The sequence below is a fragment of the Paradevosia shaoguanensis genome, from assembly GCF_016801025.1.
In the GTDB taxonomy this organism is placed as follows: domain Bacteria; phylum Pseudomonadota; class Alphaproteobacteria; order Rhizobiales; family Devosiaceae; genus Paradevosia; species Paradevosia shaoguanensis.
On sequence record NZ_CP068983.1, the window covers coordinates 1,007,716 to 1,023,077 of the forward strand.

A 15,362-nucleotide genomic window follows, 5' to 3' on the forward strand; every position below is an offset into this window, starting at 1 on the left:
TCGGAGGATGACGATGGCCCAGCTATCGGTTTCCCGTCTCGATGCCGCCCCGGTTCGCCGCAGGCGCTCGGGCAATTGGCGCATCTCGCCCTTGCTCTATCTGGCTCCGGCCATCGTTACCCTCGTGGTCTGGATCTACTGGCCGCTCGTCGACGCGCTGCGCCTGAGCTTTTATCAGTGGAACATGCTGCCGTCCTCGCCGCAGACCTATGTCGGCCTGGATAACTACGTGCGCATCTTCTCGCTGCCGAAATTCTGGCAGGCGCTGCGGAACACCGCTGTCTACGTGCTGGGCCTCCTGCCGCTGGCCGTGCTCATTCCGCTGGCCATCGCCATCTACACGCACGACCTGCCGGCACGTTCGCGCAATATCTATCGCGCCATCATCTTCGTGCCGATGATCATCGCGCCGGTCGTCGCCGCCGCCGTCTGGCGCTGGCTGCTCGATCCTGGCTACGGCATGGTCAATGCTGGCATCACCTGGCTGGGTTTCGATCCGGTCAAGTTCCTCACCGACCCCAAGGTCGCCATCTGGACCGTGATCGTCATCACCGGTTGGAAGCTCATCGGCTTTTCCACCCTCATCCTCTCGGCAGCCAACGCCAACATCAACCCCTCGCTCATCGAGGCGGCGCGCATGGATGGCGCCAGCAAATGGGAGATCATCCGCGACGTACGGCTGCCATTGCTAAGCTCGTCCATCCTCTTCCTCGTGATGATGACGATCCTGCTCGGCGCCCAGTGGAGCTTCACCTACATCAACGTGCTGACCGGCGGCGGTCCGCTCGGAGCCACGACCAATATCTACTACCTGCTCTGGGACTTCGGCTTCTCGAGCATGTCGGTCGGCTGGGGTTCGGCCTCGGCGGTGGTCCTCTTCATCGGCTTCGGCGCAGTTGCCTTCGTCCTCTTCCACTTCATCGACAGGTTCTCGTTCCATGACAACTGAAGCCATCTCGCGGCCGCTTGCGGCGGCCCGGCCACGTTTGCGTCGGAAGACTGCCGAGGGCGTTGGCATCAACAGCGCCGCTGGTCACCTCGTCATGGTGCTGCTGTCGCTCTTCTGCCTCTTCCCCGTCTACTGGATGGTCGTGACCTCGCTACGGCCAGCCAACGCCATCTTCGAGACCAGCCTCTGGCCGAGCTCCGTCTCGCTCGACAACTACGCCTATGCGCTCAATGCCATCCCCATCGTAGGGATGCTCATCAACACGTTCATCGTGTCGATCGTGGTGACGGTCATCCAGCTCTTCACGGGGCTCCTCGCTGCCTATGCCTTCGCCCGCTGGCGCTTCCGCTTCGACAAGCTCGTCTATACGGCGGTCGCCCTCACCTGGCTGGTGCCATTCCAGGTGGTGATGATTCCCAACTATCTGCTGGTGGCGCAGATGGGCCTGCTCGATAGCGTCGTGGCGCTCATCCTGCCCCATTTCGCTTCGGCACTCGCAATCCTGTTGCTGGCGCAATCGATGCGCGGCTTCCCCAAGGAAGTCGTCGAGGCCGCCCGCATGGACGGCGCCCGCTCGTGGCGCATTCTCTGGGAGGTCATGACGCCGAACCTGCGCGGCACCATCGCCTCGCTCGCCATCCTCATCTTCATCTCGACCTGGAACGAATATTTCTGGCCGCTGCTGCTCTCGCGCACGGCCGAGAACAGCGTGGTCCAGATCGGCATCCAGATGTTCATGACCAGCGAAGGCAATGCCTGGGGTCCGCTCATGGCGGCCTCCACCATGGCCAGCCTCCCCATTCTCATCATCTACATCGTCCTGCAGCGGCAGGTCGTCCAATCCTTCATGAAATCGGGTATCCGCTAATGCACAGCCAGTTCAACCGCCACCTGCCGGTCAAGGGCACCTACAACATCCGCGACCTCGGCGGCTATGCAGCCGGCGACAGCCAGACCCAGTGGCGCCGCATCCTGCGCGCCGATGGCCTCCACCGCCTCGATGCCGAAGGCATGGATAATCTGGTCTCCGAGGGCGTCACAACGGTCATCGACCTGCGCCATGAGGGCGAACTGGCGACCCAGCCCAACCCGTTCAGTGCCAACCCGGCCGTCGCCTATCATAACGTCTCGCTTTTCGATCAGCTCGCTCCCGAGCCGGGCGAAAGCGGCGACGTGCTGCTCGAACTCTATAAGCTCGCACTCACTACCCGCCAGCCGGCCATCGCTGAGGTGCTGACCATCATTGCCGAGGCGCCGGAAGGCACGGTGCTGTTCCACTGCACCGCCGGCAAGGATCGTACCGGCATCGTCTCGGCGCTGCTGCTCTCGCTCGCCGGTGTGGAAGCGGGGCTCATCGTCGAGGACTACGCGCTCACCGGCCAGATGATCGCCCCGATGGTCGACGAGATCATCGCCAATGCTGCCGAACGTGGCGCTGACATCGAAAGCTTCCGTCCGCTCCTCGCCTCCGAGCCCTCGACCATGCACGCCACCATCGCCCACCTCGAAGAGAACTATGGCACCGCCGTCGCCTATCTCGAGCGCATCGGCCTGCCGGCAGCCGTTATCGACCGCCTCCGCAACCGCCTTCTGGGAGAAGCCTCGTGACCGACATCCGCATCGCCGACCTCAAGAAAACCTATGACGGCAAGCAGGTGCTGCACGGCATCAACGTCGACATTCCGGATGGCCATTTCGTCGTGATCGTCGGCCCTTCGGGTTGCGGCAAGTCCACGCTGCTGCGTACCATTGCCGGACTCGAGGATGCCTCATCCGGTTCGATCTCGATTGGCGGGATCGAGATGAACGATATCGATCCGGCCGACCGCGGCTGTGCCATGGTGTTCCAGAACTATGCGCTCTATCCGCATATGACCGTGCGCCAGAACATGGCCTATCCGCTGCGCATCGCAAAAGTCCCGGAGGCCGAGCGCAATCGGCGCGTCGAGGACGCGGCAAGGATCCTCAACCTCAGCGAGTATCTAGATCGGCGCCCGGCCCAGCTCTCGGGCGGCCAGCGCCAGCGCGTCGCCATGGGCCGCGCCATCGTGCGCGAGCCGGACGTCTTCCTCTTCGACGAACCGCTGTCCAACCTCGATGCGCTGCTGCGCGTCCAGATGCGCATCGAAATCAAGCGCCTCCACAAGCGTCTCAAGGCCACCTCGATCTTCGTGACCCACGATCAGGTCGAGGCCATGACGCTGGCCGATACGCTCATCGTCATGAATGGCGGTCATGTCGAACAGGTCGGCGCTCCGGCGGATATCTACCGCAAACCTGCTTCCGTTTTCGTCGCAGGCTTTTTGGGCGCGCCGACGATGAACCTGCTGCCGGCCACGGTCGGTCAGAACGGGCGGATCAGCTTCGATGATGCACCTGACGAGGTAGTCTTTCAGGCGCCGTCACTTGTGGCGGGCACCAAGCTCTCCCTCGGCATACGCCCCGAGAACATCACCCTCGCGGAAGATCCGAGTATCGGCCTACCGGCATTCGTCGACCTTGTCGAAGAACTCGGCGGCTCGCGCGTTGCCTACTGCACTGTTCGCTCGCATGAGCTCGCGGTTGTTCTGCCCGCGGGCGACGAACGCTATGAGGGGCGCCACATCTCGCTGCGCTTCGATCCGACTGCCTGGCATCTGTTCAGCGCCGAAGGCAAACGCATCGAGTTAACGCAGGGAGCACCGCTGCTACGAGCGGTTGTATAGCCAATAGCTCGGTTGGTGGCGCTCGGCGCCACCAACTCACACCGGTGGCGTGCCGTTCAACGCCAGCACATTGCCGGCAAGGTGCAGCGAGCCGCAGATCACTACGCGCGCGCCCTTTACTTCGGCTGCGGCCTCCAGCGCGGACTTGACGCTCCGCTTTGGGCCGGCCTTGAGACCTAGCCCTCGCGCCACCTCCGCCAAGTCCGACGCTTTCCATGCTGCACGATCGCCGGGGATCGGCACGGTGAAAACCGCCACCGGCTCGTCACCGAAATGCCGGAGGAACCCCGTGGCGTCCTTGTTGGCGAATGTGCCCATTATCAGCACCAGCGGCTTGGGAGCGCGCGCATTCATCTGCCTCAGCGAATCCGCCAGCACGCCGCCACCAGCTTCGTTGTGCCCACCATCCAGCCAGAGCTCCTGGCCGGGGGAGAGCAACGCCGAGAGCTTTCCCTTGATCGGCGATAGCCGCCCCGGCCACTCGACCGTCTGGAGGCCCTTGGCGATGTCAGCATCGCTCACTGGCAAGCCGAAATGTCGAACGGCCGCGATTGCGGTCGCAGCGTTGCCAATCTGGTGCGTACCTGCCAGGCGCGGGCGAGGCAGGTCGAGTAGACCGTCATTATCCTGGTAGACAAGGCGCCCGTTCTGCTCGAAGCCCTCGAAATCCTGACCAGCGACAAACGGGGTAACGCCCAGCTTGCGCGCCTCAGCCTCGATGGCGGCCAGTCCCTCGTCGGTCTGGCGGGCAATCACTGCCTTCGCTCCACGCTTGAGAATGCCAGCTTTCTCGGCAGCGATCCCCGCTACCTTGGAGCCGAGATATTCGATGTGGTCGACGGACACTGGCGTGATGATGGTGCCGAGCGGGTGTTCGACCACATTGGTCGCATCAAACCGGCCTCCCATGCCGACCTCGAGTAGCAGGAAATCCGCTGGCTCCTCAGCAAAGAGGTAGAGCGCCACGGCGGTCGTGATCTCGAAATAGGTAATCGCCTTGCCGCCATTGACCCGCTCGCAATGTTCGAGCGCCGCGTTGAGCTGGCGATTGGAAACGAGCTTGCCCGCCAGCCGGATGCGCTCGCGGAAATGCACGAGGTGCGGCGAGGTATAGACATGCACCTTCTTGCCCGACGCTTCGAGCATGGCGCGAAGATTGGCAACGGTCGAGCCTTTGCCGTTGGTCCCGGCCACATGGATGACTGGCGGTAGCCGATCCTGCGGACGGCCGAGATCATCCAGTAACCGCAGGATCCGGTCGAGCGTCAGGTCGATAAGCTTGGGGTGCAGCGCCAGGAGGCGCGAGAGAATGGCGTCGGTGCGGGACAAGGAAGGCTCCCGGGAATCAAGGACTTGGAAAATAGGCCATCCGCAGGTGCGGGGCTACTGGGCAGAAAGGTTAGGCCCCGCTCCTATATCACGGTACGAGCCTTGAGCGCCTGACTGAGCGTGCCCTCGTCGAGATAGTCCAACTCGCCGCCCACCGGGACACCATGGGCAAGGCGCGTGACCTTCACGCCCATGCCCGCAAGTCGATCGGTGATGTAATGCGCTGTCGTCTGCCCTTCGACAGTGGCATTGACTGCCAGCACGATCTCGGAAAACTCCGGCGCGCGCTTGACAAGGCTGTCGATGGAAAGGTCTTCCGGCCCGACGCCGTCGAGCGGCGAGAGCACGCCCCCCAGCACGTGGTACTTGACCATCCCCACCCCGGCGCGTTCAAGCGCCCACAGGTCGGAGACATCTTCGACCACGATCAAGATGCCGCCTTCGCCGCGTCGTGGGTCTGAGCAGATGCCGCAAGGGGAGCGAGTATCGATATTGCCGCAGACGTCGCAGGTGCGCACGGCATCGACCGCCCGGTCGAGTGCCGCCGAGAGCGGCACCATGAGCGTTTCCTTCTTCTTGATGAGCTGCAGCACAGCGCGCCGCGCCGAGCGCGGTCCGAGGCCTGGAAGCCGCGCCATAAGCTGGATCAGTTGCTCGATCTCAGGTCCGCCCGATGTGGCCATCGCGTCCTCAGAAGGGGAATTTCATGCCCGGAGGCAGCGGCAGGCCAGCAGTGACTTCCTGCATGCGGCTGTTCATCTCGACCTCTGCCTTGCTCTTGGCATCAGCATGAGCCGCGATGATGAGATCCTCAATCATCTCAGCGTCTTCCGGCTTGATCAGCGACGGATCGATCTTGAGGCCCTTGAGTTCGCCCTTGCCGGAAAGCGAAACCTTCACCAGACCGCCGCCCGACTGACCTTCCACGACCAGATTGCCCAGTTCGGCCTGCATCTGCTGCATCTTGGCCTGCATTTCCTGGGCCTTCTTCATCATGTTCAGGAAGTCTGCCATCAATCGTCCTCGTCGGGTTCAGGTAGGGGATGTTCGTTTATCGCCGGTATGTCGTCACGCACGGCGACGTTCACAACCTTGGCGCCAGGAAAAGTTTCGAGAATTGCCTGCACCAGCGGATCGTCATGGGCGTCGGCCACCTGCTGTGCGCGCCGATCGTCGCGCTGCTGGCGGATAGTGCGCCCTTCGGTCGGTCTGGTCGAAACCGTTACCAGCCACGGCTTGCCGGTCCAGGTCTTGAGGCGCGCCGACAGCGTCTGGACGACGGTCGGGTTAGCGCCTTCCATCAACGCAACTTCGATGCGCCCTTCAGCGAAAGCCACCGGACGCATGTCGCTTTCGAGCGCATGCTTAAGGAGGATATCCCGCTTCTCACCAGCGAGCGTCACGAGCTCGGCATAGCTGCGCGGATTGGGCATGGCCGGCGGCGCGATAGCCTGGGGGGTGTTGTCGTAGATGGGCGCGGGATTTTCGTATTGCGGTGCCGGATTTTCGACACGCAATGCCTGCCCGCCACCGCCATTGCCACCGCCGCGCGGCGGCGGGGGCGTGGAAGGCGGCGCAGAGGCGAGCGGCTGGCGCGCCAGCTTGCTCAGAAGCTCGTCGGGCGAAGGCAGGTCGGCAGCATAGGCCAGGCGCACCAGCACCATTTCGGCGGCCTGCAACGCGTTGCCGGCCTTGGACACTTCCTCGAAACCCTTGAAGAGAATCTGCCAGGCACGCGTCAAGGCCCGCATACCCAGCTTCGAGGCCAGTTCCGCGCCACGTTTGCGCTCATCGGGTGTCAACGACACATCATCGGCGGCTGAGGGCACGACCTTGATGCGGGTCACCAGATGCGTGAAATCGGCAAGGTCCGAGACGATAGTCTGCGGATCGGCACCGGCATCGTAGAGGGCCTTGATTGCGGCAAAGGCTTCGGAGATGCGACCTGCCATCAGGTCTTCGAAAAGATCGATGGTCTTGGCACGGTCGCCCAAGCCCAGCATCGCCTTGACGGTATCGGCCGTCACCTTGCCGTCGCCATGGGCGATGGCCTGATCGAGGAGCGAGAGGCAATCTCGGGCCGAGCCTTCGCCGGCGCGCACGATCATGGCCAGCGCGTCGGGCTCGAAGGCGACGCCTTCCTTTTCGAGAATGCCGGCCAGATAGGGCGACATGATCTCGGGGCCGATGCGCCGCAGGTCGAAGCGCATGCAGCGCGAAAGAATCGTCACCGGCACCTTGCGGATTTCGGTGGTGGCGAAGATGAACTTCACATAGGGCGGCGGCTCTTCGAGCGTCTTGAGCAGCCCGTTGAAGGCCGCCGTCGAGAGCATGTGCACTTCGTCGATGATATAGACTTTATAGGGTGCCGAAACCGGCCCGTACTTCACCGAGTCGATGATCTCGCGGATGTCGTTGATCGACGTGTTGGACGCCGCGTCCATTTCGACGACGTCAACATGCCGCCCCTCGATGATGGCGCGGTCATGTACGCCCTCGCGATCGAGATCAAGCGTGGGATGGCGGCCGGTTTCGTCCTCGTAGTTGAAGGCGCGCGCCAGGATGCGGGCCGTCGTAGTCTTGCCGACCCCGCGCACGCCGGTCAGGATGAAGGCGTGGTGGATGCGGTTGGACTTGAAGGCGTTGCCCAGCGTCTGCACCATCGCATCCTGGCCGATGAGCGTAGAAAAACTCGACGGACGATATTTCCGCGCCAGGACGAGATAGGGGGATGAATCTGTGGTGGCCATGCCGAGCCGTTAAACCGTAAATCTTGGGAAATAGCCAGCGGCTTTCGGCCGACTATGGGCCATCATGTAGGAGCCTGGCAACGACCGGAAAAGGTCGCGCCAGGCTTATTCGCAGGCAGTCGATGGCGAGAGGGTGGTCAGTCGGCCAGACTACGGGCCATTGCTGCGGCGAAAGCGTCCGGCTCGGTTTCAAAGCCCATATGGTCGCCCGGGAAGGCGACAGGCTGTACGCCAAGGCGGTTGGCGAGGGCCGTTCCCATGGCATGGATGGGTTGATCCACTGAGCCCACGCCGAGTGCAACGACAATGCGTTTAGGATCGGCACGAAGGGCGGCAAGGTTGGGCTCGTAACTGGACAGCGAGACGACGCCATCAGCCAGCCAATATTCGAAATTGCCACTGACGCGGGCAAAAGTCCCCATGGCTTCCGGCGTCATGTCCGGCGGCGGCCCGTCCATGTCTTCGCTGAGCCCGTTCTGTGAAAAAAACAGCCCCATGGCGGCCTCAACGCCATCGCGTCGATATGTGGCTTGCAGCTCGTCGTTGGTGGCAAGAACGGGCGCGGGATCATCGAGCAGCATCACTGTCGGCGGCTCGTGGGCTATCAGGCGCTTCACCAGATGAGGGTAACGCGCCGCAAGGTTGAGGCCGATCTGGGCGCCGCCGCTGGTGCCGAACACATAAGCTGGCCCATCACCCGCCGCTTCGATGAGTGCGGCTGCATCGTCGCCATGGATGTCCATATCCTGCGGTTGAGCTGCGCCATCGAACGTACTGCGTGAATTGCCACGCGGATCGTAGGCGACGACCCAGTAGCGGTCAGCCAGTCGCTGGGCGAGATCGGCAAAAACGCCAGCATCCTGCGGACCACCGGGAATGATGACGAGCAACGGCCCCCGCCCCACTGCCTCGTAGTAGAGGCGAGCGCCCGGCACCTTGATCGTATCGCTGGTGACTTGCATTGCCACGCCCTCCTATCGATCAGCCAGGATCATGCGATTGCCTTCGCTGTCGCGAAACTCGGCAATCGTGCGGCCGGGAGCCCAGGGCGCTTCTTGCGGCTCGGTGATGATCTCAACGCCCTTGACGCGCATGGCCTCGATGGTTGCGACGAGTTTCTCGTCGATGATGACCATGACGGGCTCGTCGGATGGCTGCTCATCGGCGCGATGCAGGAAGTGCAGGTTTGTCTGAGCGCCGGGAAAGCTCAGCTCTACCCAGTGCCAGTCACTCGGGCCCATGGGCGCGTCAGCGGCAACTTCGCAGCCGAGATGCTCCGCGTAGAACGCCTTGGCGCGAGGCTGGTTGAAAACAGGAAGTTCGGCGAACTGAATATGCATGCTTCGCTCCTTAAGTGAACTAGACCGTCCAGTTCCGTCTATTGCATCAAACTAGACTGTCCAGTACTACTTCGTCAAGGAGCACCGCTTCGGTTGGAGAATGTGGCGATGGACGAGGATGTAACGGGCGAAAAGCCCTCCCGATCGGAGGCCAAACGGCGCGCTATTCTGAATGCAGCCACAGAGGTGTTCCTCAAGAGCGGCTATCTCGGCACCAACATGGACGAGATCGCCGCCCTCTCCGGCGTATCCAAGCAAACCGTCTACAAGCACTTTTCCAGCAAGGAAGCGCTGTTCGTCGAGATCGTCTCCAGCATGACCAACACCGCCGGCGATCTCGTACACAACGACATCGCGGCAGCCGAGACCGAAGCTGTCCTTGCCGACTTTCTCATCGACTACGCCTATCGGCAGCTTTCGGTCGTGCTGACTCCCAGGCTGATGCAATTGAGGCGGCTGGTGATCGGGGAGGTGCCGCGCTTTCCCGACCTGGCGCGAGTACTCTACGAGCGCGGGCCGCTCCGGGCCATGCGCTCGCTGGCAGCGACGTTCGAGATTCTGGCGCAGCGCGGCTTCCTCACCATCGGGGAGCCGATGCTGGCGGCGCAGCATTTCAATTGGCTGGTGATGTCCGAGCCGCTCAACCGCGCCATGCTGATGGGCGACGATGCCATTCCGGCGGACGAGGAATTGCGCCGGACGGCGCGCGAGGGCGTCCGGGTGTTTCTGGCAGCTTATGGCGGGGGAAAGTAGGAGGCTGGCAACGACCCGTGAAGGTCTCGTTGGGGCTGCTTCCTTCCGGACCTGACCCGGTTGGCGAGGAACACGTCCGCGCCAACCTCCCGAGGGCCTATATGGAAGAGGATTGGGGCAAAGGCAAGTCCCTACCCTGCGCAATCGCCAGCACGGCGGCAATCCGCGCCTCGACCGGCGCCGGAGCGATATCGACAAGCTCGAACCCCGCCTCGCGATAGACCGCCTCATGCAGTTTCTCGAACTCCCGGGCCTCGGCCAGCCCGATCCGGCGGGCGGCGGTAGGTGTAATGAAGCCGAGCAGGCGGACGAAGCAGACTTTTGGCTCAAAGGTTTTGCAGGCGTTGGCTACGGCTTCCGACAGTTCGGCGCAGACCGGGTGGCCGAGGAAGCGGGCCAGAGCCAGCGTGCAAAGAGCAGAGCGGTCGTGAAAGACCAGCGGCGCCCCTGCCCCAGCCAGCCGCTCGACCTGCAGGGCCGCGATTCTGCGGGTGAAATCGCTCTCGAGCCAGGGCATTTCGATGCCCCTGGCCTGTTCGATGGCGATCACGTCGGTGGCGGCCTCGGGGATCGTGGTGAAGCCGCGTCGGGCCAGTTCCCGGATAAGGGTGGTCTTGCCGGCGCCGGGGGCGCCGGTGAGGATGAAATGCCGCGTCATGGCGAGGCTCCGTTATTGGTGAATGATGGAGCGAAGGCGGATCAGCCGGCGCGTGGCGCAGGCTTTCCGGCCCTCTGACGTTTCAGCGGGGGAGGTTTTGGGCGGGTGGCGGGAGCAGACCGGCGGGCGGCTCAGCTTTCGAGCAGGGCCGCGATCTCGGTCCGCAGGAGCTGAATGCCGTCACCCTTCTGGGAAGAGGTGATGACGAGCTCCGGATGCGCCGCGGGGCGCTTGGCGATGGCCGCCTTGGTGAGCGCGATCGTATGGTCGAGTTCGCGCGCGGTGAGCTTGTCGGCCTTGGTCAGCACGACCTGGTAGCTCACGGCCGCGCGATCAAGTTCGTTCATGACGGTGAGGTCATGCGGCTTGGGACCGTGGCGGCCATCCACCAGCACATAGACGCGACGCAGCGTGGCGCGGCCGGTGAGATAGGCATGGATGAGGCGCGTCCAGGCGTCCACCTTGTCCTTGGGCGCCTTGGCGAAGCCGTAACCGGGCATATCGACAATACGCAGCGGCTTGTCGGTGGATTCGAAGATGTTGAGTTCCTGCGTCCGCCCGGGCGTGTTGGACGTGCGCGCCAGAGCCGACGTACCGGCCAGGGCGTTGATCAGCGAGGATTTGCCGACATTGGAGCGGCCGGCAAAGGCGATCTCGACCCGATCCATCTCCGGCAGGTCAGCGATACGGACGGCGCCTTTGACGAAAACGAAAGGCCGGGCGAACAGCAGTCGCCCGGTCTCGATTGTGTCCGGCGGGAAATCGGAAAGTTCCGCCAATCTGGCCTCAGTTCTTCTCGTTCGCCGCAGGCTTGCGCTTGAACGTGGACAGGATGTTGCCGAGCAGGTTCACCTCGGCGCCGTGGCGCTTCATGATGAACCATTGCTGGGTGACCGAGAGCGTGTTGTTCCAAGCCCAGTAGATCACCAGGCCCGCCGGGAAAGTCCCGAGCATGAAGGTGAAGATGATCGGCATCCAGTTGAAGATCATCGCCTGCGTCGGATCGGGCGGGGGCGGGTTGAGCTTCATCTGCACCCACATGGTGATACCCATGATGACCGGCCATACGCCCAGGTGCAGGAACGAACCGATGAAGGGCATCATCGTCGGATCCCACGGGATCAGGCCGAAGAGGGTGAAGATGTTGGTCGGATCTGGTGCCGAGAGGTCGCGAATCCAGCCGAAGAACGGCGCATGCCGCATCTCGAGCGAGATAAAGATAACCGTGTAGAGCGAGAAGAAGACCGGGATCTGGATGAGGATCGGCCAGCAACCGGAAAGCGGGTTGATCTTCTCCTTGCGGTAAAGCTCCATCATCGCCTGCTGCTGCTGGGCGCGATCGTCCTTGAAGCGCTCCTGAATGGCCTTCATCTCAGGCTGGACGCGCCGCATGGCGGCCATCGAGGCGTAAGACCGGTTGGCCAGCGGGAAGAAGATTGCCTTGACGATAACGGTCACCGCCAGGATCGCCAGACCGAAATTGCCGATGATCTGGTAGAGGAACCGCAGCAGATAGAACATCGGCTTGGTCAGGAAGTGGAACCAGCCCCAGTCGATCAGCAGTTCGAGGCGATCGAACTTGTAGGTCGACTCGTAGTTAGCGATGACCGCCTCTTCCTTGGCGCCGGCAAAGACATAGGACTTGTCGGTTGCAGTGGCACCGGGCGCAATGACCTCGGGCTGCTGGTCGACGAAGCTCGTCTGGTAGACGTCCAGGTTCCCCGGATTGGTCCAGGAGAAACGAGCGCTGATCGGGGTGGTCACGTCGGGCATGACGACGGTGGCCCAATACTTGTCGCCGAAGCCGAGCCAGCCGCCCGTCGCCGTAGCGTCGATCTGCTGCTCGTGCTGCATGTCCGAGTATTTCTTGGAGATGAGGTTGTAAGACCCCAGGACGCCGTAAGGTCCTTCATGCTGGATGAAGAAGTTCTGGACCTTGGGCGTGCCGTGTCGCGCCACGCGCGAGAACGGGAAAAGCGTCACCGGGTTGGTGCCGTGGTTTTCGACGGACTGGGTGACGGTGAAGAGATAGCGGTCATCCACCGAGAAGGTGCGGCGGAAGGTGAGGCCTTCGCCATTGTCCCACTTGATGGTGACCGGCGCGGTCTCGGTCAGCGTGGCATTCTCGCCATCTACCGTCCAGACGGAGGAAGCATCGGGGACGCGGACCGATCCAGCAGTCTGGGGAACCCAGCCCTGCTCGACGAAATAGGCATGCTCGACGCCGGCGGGCGTCAGCAGCGTGATGATCGGACTATTGGGGTCGACCGTCTCGCGATAATTCTTGAGATGCAGATCGTCGAGGCGACCACCGGTGAGGTTGATCGAGCCTTCGAGCGAACCGGTTTCGATCTTGGCGCGCTGCGTGGCCGCGATAGCCGCGTCACGCGTCGCAAAGGTCGATCCGACTGCAGCTTCACCCGCTGCCGGCGTCGCGCCCGGCGTGGCGTTGGCGGTGTTTCCGTTCGGGTGCGCGAGGCCGGGATCGGCCTGCTGCGCCTGCTGGGCGGCGATTTCGGCCTGGCGCTGTGCGCGCTCGAGCTGTGGTCCGGCCACGAAATACTGCCAGCCGAAGAGCACGACGACGCTCAGGACGATGGCCAGGATCACATTGCGGTTATTTTCGAACATTATCTCGAATTCCGAAGGCCACCGGCCTTGTTGGGTCGCGCCTTGTCGGCATGCACTTTGATGAGGAGGGCGGAAAGATCGGTGACCATCTGCCCAAACGGCTCGCTCAGCGCTTCGCGGCGGCCAACTAGCACATAGTCGTGTTGCGACTGGAAGTCACGCGCGGAGGCTCTAACAACTTCTCGAAGTCGCCGCTTGATGCGATTGCGCTCGGGGGCGTTGCCGACCTTCTTGGTGACGGTAAAGCCGACGCCAGGCGTCAATTCATCGCTGGCGATAGCCTGCAATGCAAAAGCACGGCGCCCGGCGCGATTGCCCCGGGCTGCCCGTAAAAATTGGGAGCGTTTATTGAGCCGGCGCAAGGAATGTCCGGCCTCAGACTTGGCCGTGTCCGGCCCGGTCATGCTTAGGCCGACAGCTTCTTGCGGCCTTCGGCGCGGCGAAGGTTCAGGATCTTGCGGCCATTCTTGGTGGCCATGCGGGCGCGGAAGCCGTGGCGGCGCTTACGCACAAGCTTGCTCGGCTGATAAGTACGTTTCATGTCGTCAGACCACGCCGGGCGCGGTTCCTCTATTCTTCAAGTGCGCAAGAAAAGCGCCATAGACCCAAAAATTCCAGGATAGCGCCAGGTTGGGCGGGCTTATAGGGAAAAGCAGCGAACGAGTCAACGCGCTGCATCGCGTATTTGCCCCAACTAAATGCCGCCCCCTTCGGCAAGGCCCCGCCTCCACGTAGCACCCTGCCACCTCGTGTGCTAAAGCGTCAACTTCAGTCCCCGCCACGACTTTTCCAAGGTTTCCATGGCCGACATCTCGACTCCCGACCTCTGCATCATCGGCGGCGGCACCGCCGGGCTCGTTGCCGCAGAAGCGGCACGGGAGCGCGGTCTGAGTGTGGTTCTGGTGGAGCGCGGCCTCTTGGGCGGACCAGGCCTGCATTCGGGAGGCGCCGCAGAGCGCGCACTGGCGACTGCAGCCGCACGCGCCCACGCAATGCGCAACTCCGCTCCTTTCGGGATTGCGGATGCAGAAGCTAAGATCAGCATGCGCCAGGTGCACGACCATGTTCAGTCGGTCGTCGCCAAGCTTACCCCCCAAATGTCCATCGAGCGCATGACCGCGCTTGGTGTGGAAATCATCGCCTCCGAGGCGGCTTTCGCCGATCCCAAGACTGTCAGAGCGGGCGATCAGATCATTCGCGCCAAGAACTTCATCATCGCTACCGGCAGCACGACCCGGATGCCGGATGTCGATGGGCTGAGCGACGTCCCGTTTTTTACCGCCGAAACCATCTTCGAGAATACCCGCAAGCTGAGCCATCTCGTGATTCTCGGACATGGCTACGCCGCTCTCGAAATTGCGCAATCCTATAAGCGCCTTGGTTCAGACGTCACGGTTCTCAGCGAGGGCCCGGCATTGCCCGATACAGACACAGAGTTAGCCGACCTGGCCTTGCGCCGCCTGCGTGAGGAAGGCGTCGCGATCATCGAGCAGGCCAACATATCGGTGCAGTCGCGCAGCCAGGGCATTGGCCTCACGGTCAAAACCGGCGATCGGGAAGATCGCCTCGACGCCTCGCATATTCTGGTCGCTGGCGAGCGCCTACCCAACCTCGATGGCCTTGCTCTCGAAAAGGCTCGTATTCGCCGCAGCAAGACCGCGCCCTCCCAGCTCGAGCTCGCGCCCGGCCTGCGTACCAGCAACGCCAAGATCCACGTGATCGGCAGCGCCGCTGGTGCCCCCTCTCTCGGCCATCTCGCAGAACATCAGGCCCGGCTGGTCATCGACGCGATCGCATTTGGCGCCCCAGCTTCGATTGACAAGACCAGCGTTCCTTTCGTGGCCTTCACCGACCCGCAAATCGCTGAAGTCGGCCTCACCGAAGCTGCCGCCAAGACACTGCGCAAGGCGCGCTACAGCATTCTGCGCGCCAACTTCGCCGAAAACCATCGCGCACGCGCCGAACGGCAGCCGCACGGCCTCGTCAAGCTCGTCGTCGCTGCCGATGGCCGCCTGCTCGGTGCAGGCATCGTCGGCGAAGGCGCCGGCGAGCTGATCGCGCTCTTCGCGCTCGCCATCAGCAAGAGGCTATCGGCGCAGGATCTGGCGAGCTTTGTCGCGCCCTATCCCACCTACGCCGAAATCGCCACGCGCCTCGGTCGTGAATTCCGTGGAAATGCGAAGCCGACGGCCTGGCAAAAGCAACGTGCGGCGTTCAAGCGCTTGTTACCGTAAGCGCCATCCACTA

At 62.8% G+C, this 15,362-nt stretch carries 17 protein-coding genes and 1 other RNA gene; 6 read left to right on the plus strand and 12 right to left on the minus strand.

The annotated features are described in order from the left end of the window. The first annotated feature begins 13 nt into the window (after positions 1 to 13). From JNE37_RS04625 to ugpC, 4 genes are read left to right on the plus strand one after another with little or no spacing between them, the layout of a single operon-like run. A complete protein-coding gene (locus JNE37_RS04625) occupies positions 14 to 949 on the plus strand; it encodes a carbohydrate ABC transporter permease (protein ID WP_246513518.1) in 936 nt (311 codons plus the stop codon). Beyond that, on the plus strand, positions 939 to 1,817 hold the full coding sequence (locus tag JNE37_RS04630; RefSeq protein WP_203065464.1) for a carbohydrate ABC transporter permease: 879 nt from the start codon (positions 939 to 941) through the stop codon (positions 1,815 to 1,817). Before JNE37_RS04625 ends, JNE37_RS04630 begins: the two co-directional genes overlap by 11 nt. Next, positions 1,817 to 2,557 carry a tyrosine-protein phosphatase gene (locus JNE37_RS04635; protein ID WP_203065465.1) on the plus strand — a complete coding sequence of 247 codons (741 nt, stop codon included), beginning with the start codon at positions 1,817 to 1,819 and terminating at the stop codon, positions 2,555 to 2,557. Before JNE37_RS04630 ends, JNE37_RS04635 begins: the two co-directional genes overlap by 1 nt. Beyond that, positions 2,554 to 3,654 carry a sn-glycerol-3-phosphate ABC transporter ATP-binding protein UgpC gene (gene ugpC, locus JNE37_RS04640; protein ID WP_203065466.1) on the plus strand — a complete coding sequence of 367 codons (1,101 nt, stop codon included), beginning with the start codon at positions 2,554 to 2,556 and terminating at the stop codon, positions 3,652 to 3,654. The genes JNE37_RS04635 and ugpC overlap by 4 nt, the downstream gene beginning before the upstream one ends. A gap of 36 nt (positions 3,655 to 3,690) precedes the next feature. Here ugpC and JNE37_RS04645 read toward each other — a convergent pair whose 3' ends face one another. From JNE37_RS04645 to JNE37_RS04670, 6 genes are all read right to left on the minus strand, one after another. Next, complete coding sequence (locus JNE37_RS04645; protein ID WP_203065467.1) at positions 3,691 to 4,983, minus strand: bifunctional folylpolyglutamate synthase/dihydrofolate synthase; 1,293 nt, start codon at positions 4,981 to 4,983, stop codon at positions 3,691 to 3,693. A gap of 83 nt (positions 4,984 to 5,066) precedes the next feature. Continuing rightward, positions 5,067 to 5,666 (minus strand): recombination mediator RecR, encoded by a 600-nt coding sequence (gene recR / locus JNE37_RS04650; protein WP_035094327.1) that lies wholly within the window; start codon positions 5,664 to 5,666, stop codon positions 5,067 to 5,069. 7 nt (positions 5,667 to 5,673) lie between these two features. After that, positions 5,674 to 5,997 carry a YbaB/EbfC family nucleoid-associated protein gene (locus JNE37_RS04655; protein ID WP_035094326.1) on the minus strand — a complete coding sequence of 108 codons (324 nt, stop codon included), beginning with the start codon at positions 5,995 to 5,997 and terminating at the stop codon, positions 5,674 to 5,676. Then, positions 5,997 to 7,733: a DNA polymerase III subunit gamma/tau gene (locus JNE37_RS04660; RefSeq protein ID WP_203065468.1), complete on the minus strand. Its 1,737-nt coding sequence runs from the start codon at positions 7,731 to 7,733 to the stop codon at positions 5,997 to 5,999. Before JNE37_RS04660 ends, JNE37_RS04655 begins: the two co-directional genes overlap by 1 nt. Positions 7,734 to 7,870: 137 nt before the next feature. Further along, positions 7,871 to 8,695: an alpha/beta fold hydrolase gene (locus tag JNE37_RS04665; protein ID WP_203065469.1), complete on the minus strand. Its 825-nt coding sequence runs from the start codon at positions 8,693 to 8,695 to the stop codon at positions 7,871 to 7,873. Positions 8,696 to 8,707: 12 nt separating this feature from the next. Then, on the minus strand, positions 8,708 to 9,073 hold the full coding sequence (locus tag JNE37_RS04670) for a VOC family protein (protein ID WP_203065470.1): 366 nt from the start codon (positions 9,071 to 9,073) through the stop codon (positions 8,708 to 8,710). Between the two features lie 108 nt (positions 9,074 to 9,181). On the opposite strand from JNE37_RS04670, the gene JNE37_RS04675 reads away from it, so the two are divergent. Further along, positions 9,182 to 9,826 carry a TetR/AcrR family transcriptional regulator gene (locus tag JNE37_RS04675; RefSeq protein WP_203065471.1) on the plus strand — a complete coding sequence of 215 codons (645 nt, stop codon included), beginning with the start codon at positions 9,182 to 9,184 and terminating at the stop codon, positions 9,824 to 9,826. On the opposite strand, the gene ffs is transcribed toward JNE37_RS04675, so the two are convergent. The 6 genes from ffs to rpmH form a co-directional block, all read right to left on the minus strand. After that, an RNA gene (gene ffs / locus JNE37_RS04680) (signal recognition particle sRNA small type) lies at positions 9,822 to 9,917 on the minus strand. The genes JNE37_RS04675 and ffs overlap by 5 nt on opposite strands. 6 nt (positions 9,918 to 9,923) lie before the next feature. After that, positions 9,924 to 10,484, minus strand: a complete 561-nt coding sequence (locus tag JNE37_RS04685) for an AAA family ATPase (RefSeq protein ID WP_203065472.1) — start codon at positions 10,482 to 10,484, stop codon at positions 9,924 to 9,926. Between the two features lie 131 nt (positions 10,485 to 10,615). Continuing rightward, complete coding sequence (gene yihA, locus JNE37_RS04690) at positions 10,616 to 11,263, minus strand: ribosome biogenesis GTP-binding protein YihA/YsxC (RefSeq protein ID WP_035032396.1); 648 nt, start codon at positions 11,261 to 11,263, stop codon at positions 10,616 to 10,618. 7 nt (positions 11,264 to 11,270) lie between these two features. Beyond that, a complete protein-coding gene (yidC, locus tag JNE37_RS04695) occupies positions 11,271 to 13,115 on the minus strand; it encodes a membrane protein insertase YidC (protein WP_203065473.1) in 1,845 nt (614 codons plus the stop codon). After that, positions 13,115 to 13,519 carry a ribonuclease P protein component gene (gene rnpA / locus JNE37_RS04700; RefSeq protein WP_152571997.1) on the minus strand — a complete coding sequence of 135 codons (405 nt, stop codon included), beginning with the start codon at positions 13,517 to 13,519 and terminating at the stop codon, positions 13,115 to 13,117. Before rnpA ends, yidC begins: the two co-directional genes overlap by 1 nt. Positions 13,520 to 13,521: 2 nt before the next feature. Next, on the minus strand, positions 13,522 to 13,656 hold the full coding sequence (rpmH, locus tag JNE37_RS04705) for a 50S ribosomal protein L34 (RefSeq protein ID WP_035032402.1): 135 nt from the start codon (positions 13,654 to 13,656) through the stop codon (positions 13,522 to 13,524). A 259-nt stretch (positions 13,657 to 13,915) separates the two neighbouring features. On the opposite strand from rpmH, the gene JNE37_RS04710 reads away from it, so the two are divergent. Then, a complete protein-coding gene (locus tag JNE37_RS04710; RefSeq protein WP_203065474.1) occupies positions 13,916 to 15,349 on the plus strand; it encodes a dihydrolipoyl dehydrogenase family protein in 1,434 nt (477 codons plus the stop codon). Positions 15,350 to 15,362: the final 13 nt, after the last annotated feature.

Bases quoted from the DNA above. Each gene is read 5' to 3' on its own strand.
- JNE37_RS04625 (WP_246513518.1), top strand. From the start codon at position 14: ATGGCCCAGCTATCGGTTTCCCGTCTCGATGCCGCCCCGGTTCGCCGC.
- JNE37_RS04675 (WP_203065471.1), top strand. From the start codon at position 9,182: ATGGACGAGGATGTAACGGGCGAAAAGCCCTCCCGATCGGAGGCCAAA.
- JNE37_RS04685 (WP_203065472.1), bottom strand. From the start codon at position 10,484: ATGACGCGGCATTTCATCCTCACCGGCGCCCCCGGCGCCGGCAAGACC.
- JNE37_RS04660 (WP_203065468.1), bottom strand. From the start codon at position 7,733: ATGGCCACCACAGATTCATCCCCCTATCTCGTCCTGGCGCGGAAATAT.
- rpmH (WP_035032402.1), bottom strand. From the start codon at position 13,656: ATGAAACGTACTTATCAGCCGAGCAAGCTTGTGCGTAAGCGCCGCCAC.
- rnpA (WP_152571997.1), bottom strand. From the start codon at position 13,519: ATGACCGGGCCGGACACGGCCAAGTCTGAGGCCGGACATTCCTTGCGC.
- recR (WP_035094327.1), bottom strand. From the start codon at position 5,666: ATGGCCACATCGGGCGGACCTGAGATCGAGCAACTGATCCAGCTTATG.
- JNE37_RS04670 (WP_203065470.1), bottom strand. From the start codon at position 9,073: ATGCATATTCAGTTCGCCGAACTTCCTGTTTTCAACCAGCCTCGCGCC.
- JNE37_RS04665 (WP_203065469.1), bottom strand. From the start codon at position 8,695: ATGCAAGTCACCAGCGATACGATCAAGGTGCCGGGCGCTCGCCTCTAC.
- yidC (WP_203065473.1), bottom strand. From the start codon at position 13,115: ATGTTCGAAAATAACCGCAATGTGATCCTGGCCATCGTCCTGAGCGTC.
- JNE37_RS04630 (WP_203065464.1), top strand. From the start codon at position 939: ATGACAACTGAAGCCATCTCGCGGCCGCTTGCGGCGGCCCGGCCACGT.
- JNE37_RS04710 (WP_203065474.1), top strand. From the start codon at position 13,916: ATGGCCGACATCTCGACTCCCGACCTCTGCATCATCGGCGGCGGCACC.
- JNE37_RS04635 (WP_203065465.1), top strand. From the start codon at position 1,817: ATGCACAGCCAGTTCAACCGCCACCTGCCGGTCAAGGGCACCTACAAC.
- JNE37_RS04655 (WP_035094326.1), bottom strand. From the start codon at position 5,997: ATGGCAGACTTCCTGAACATGATGAAGAAGGCCCAGGAAATGCAGGCC.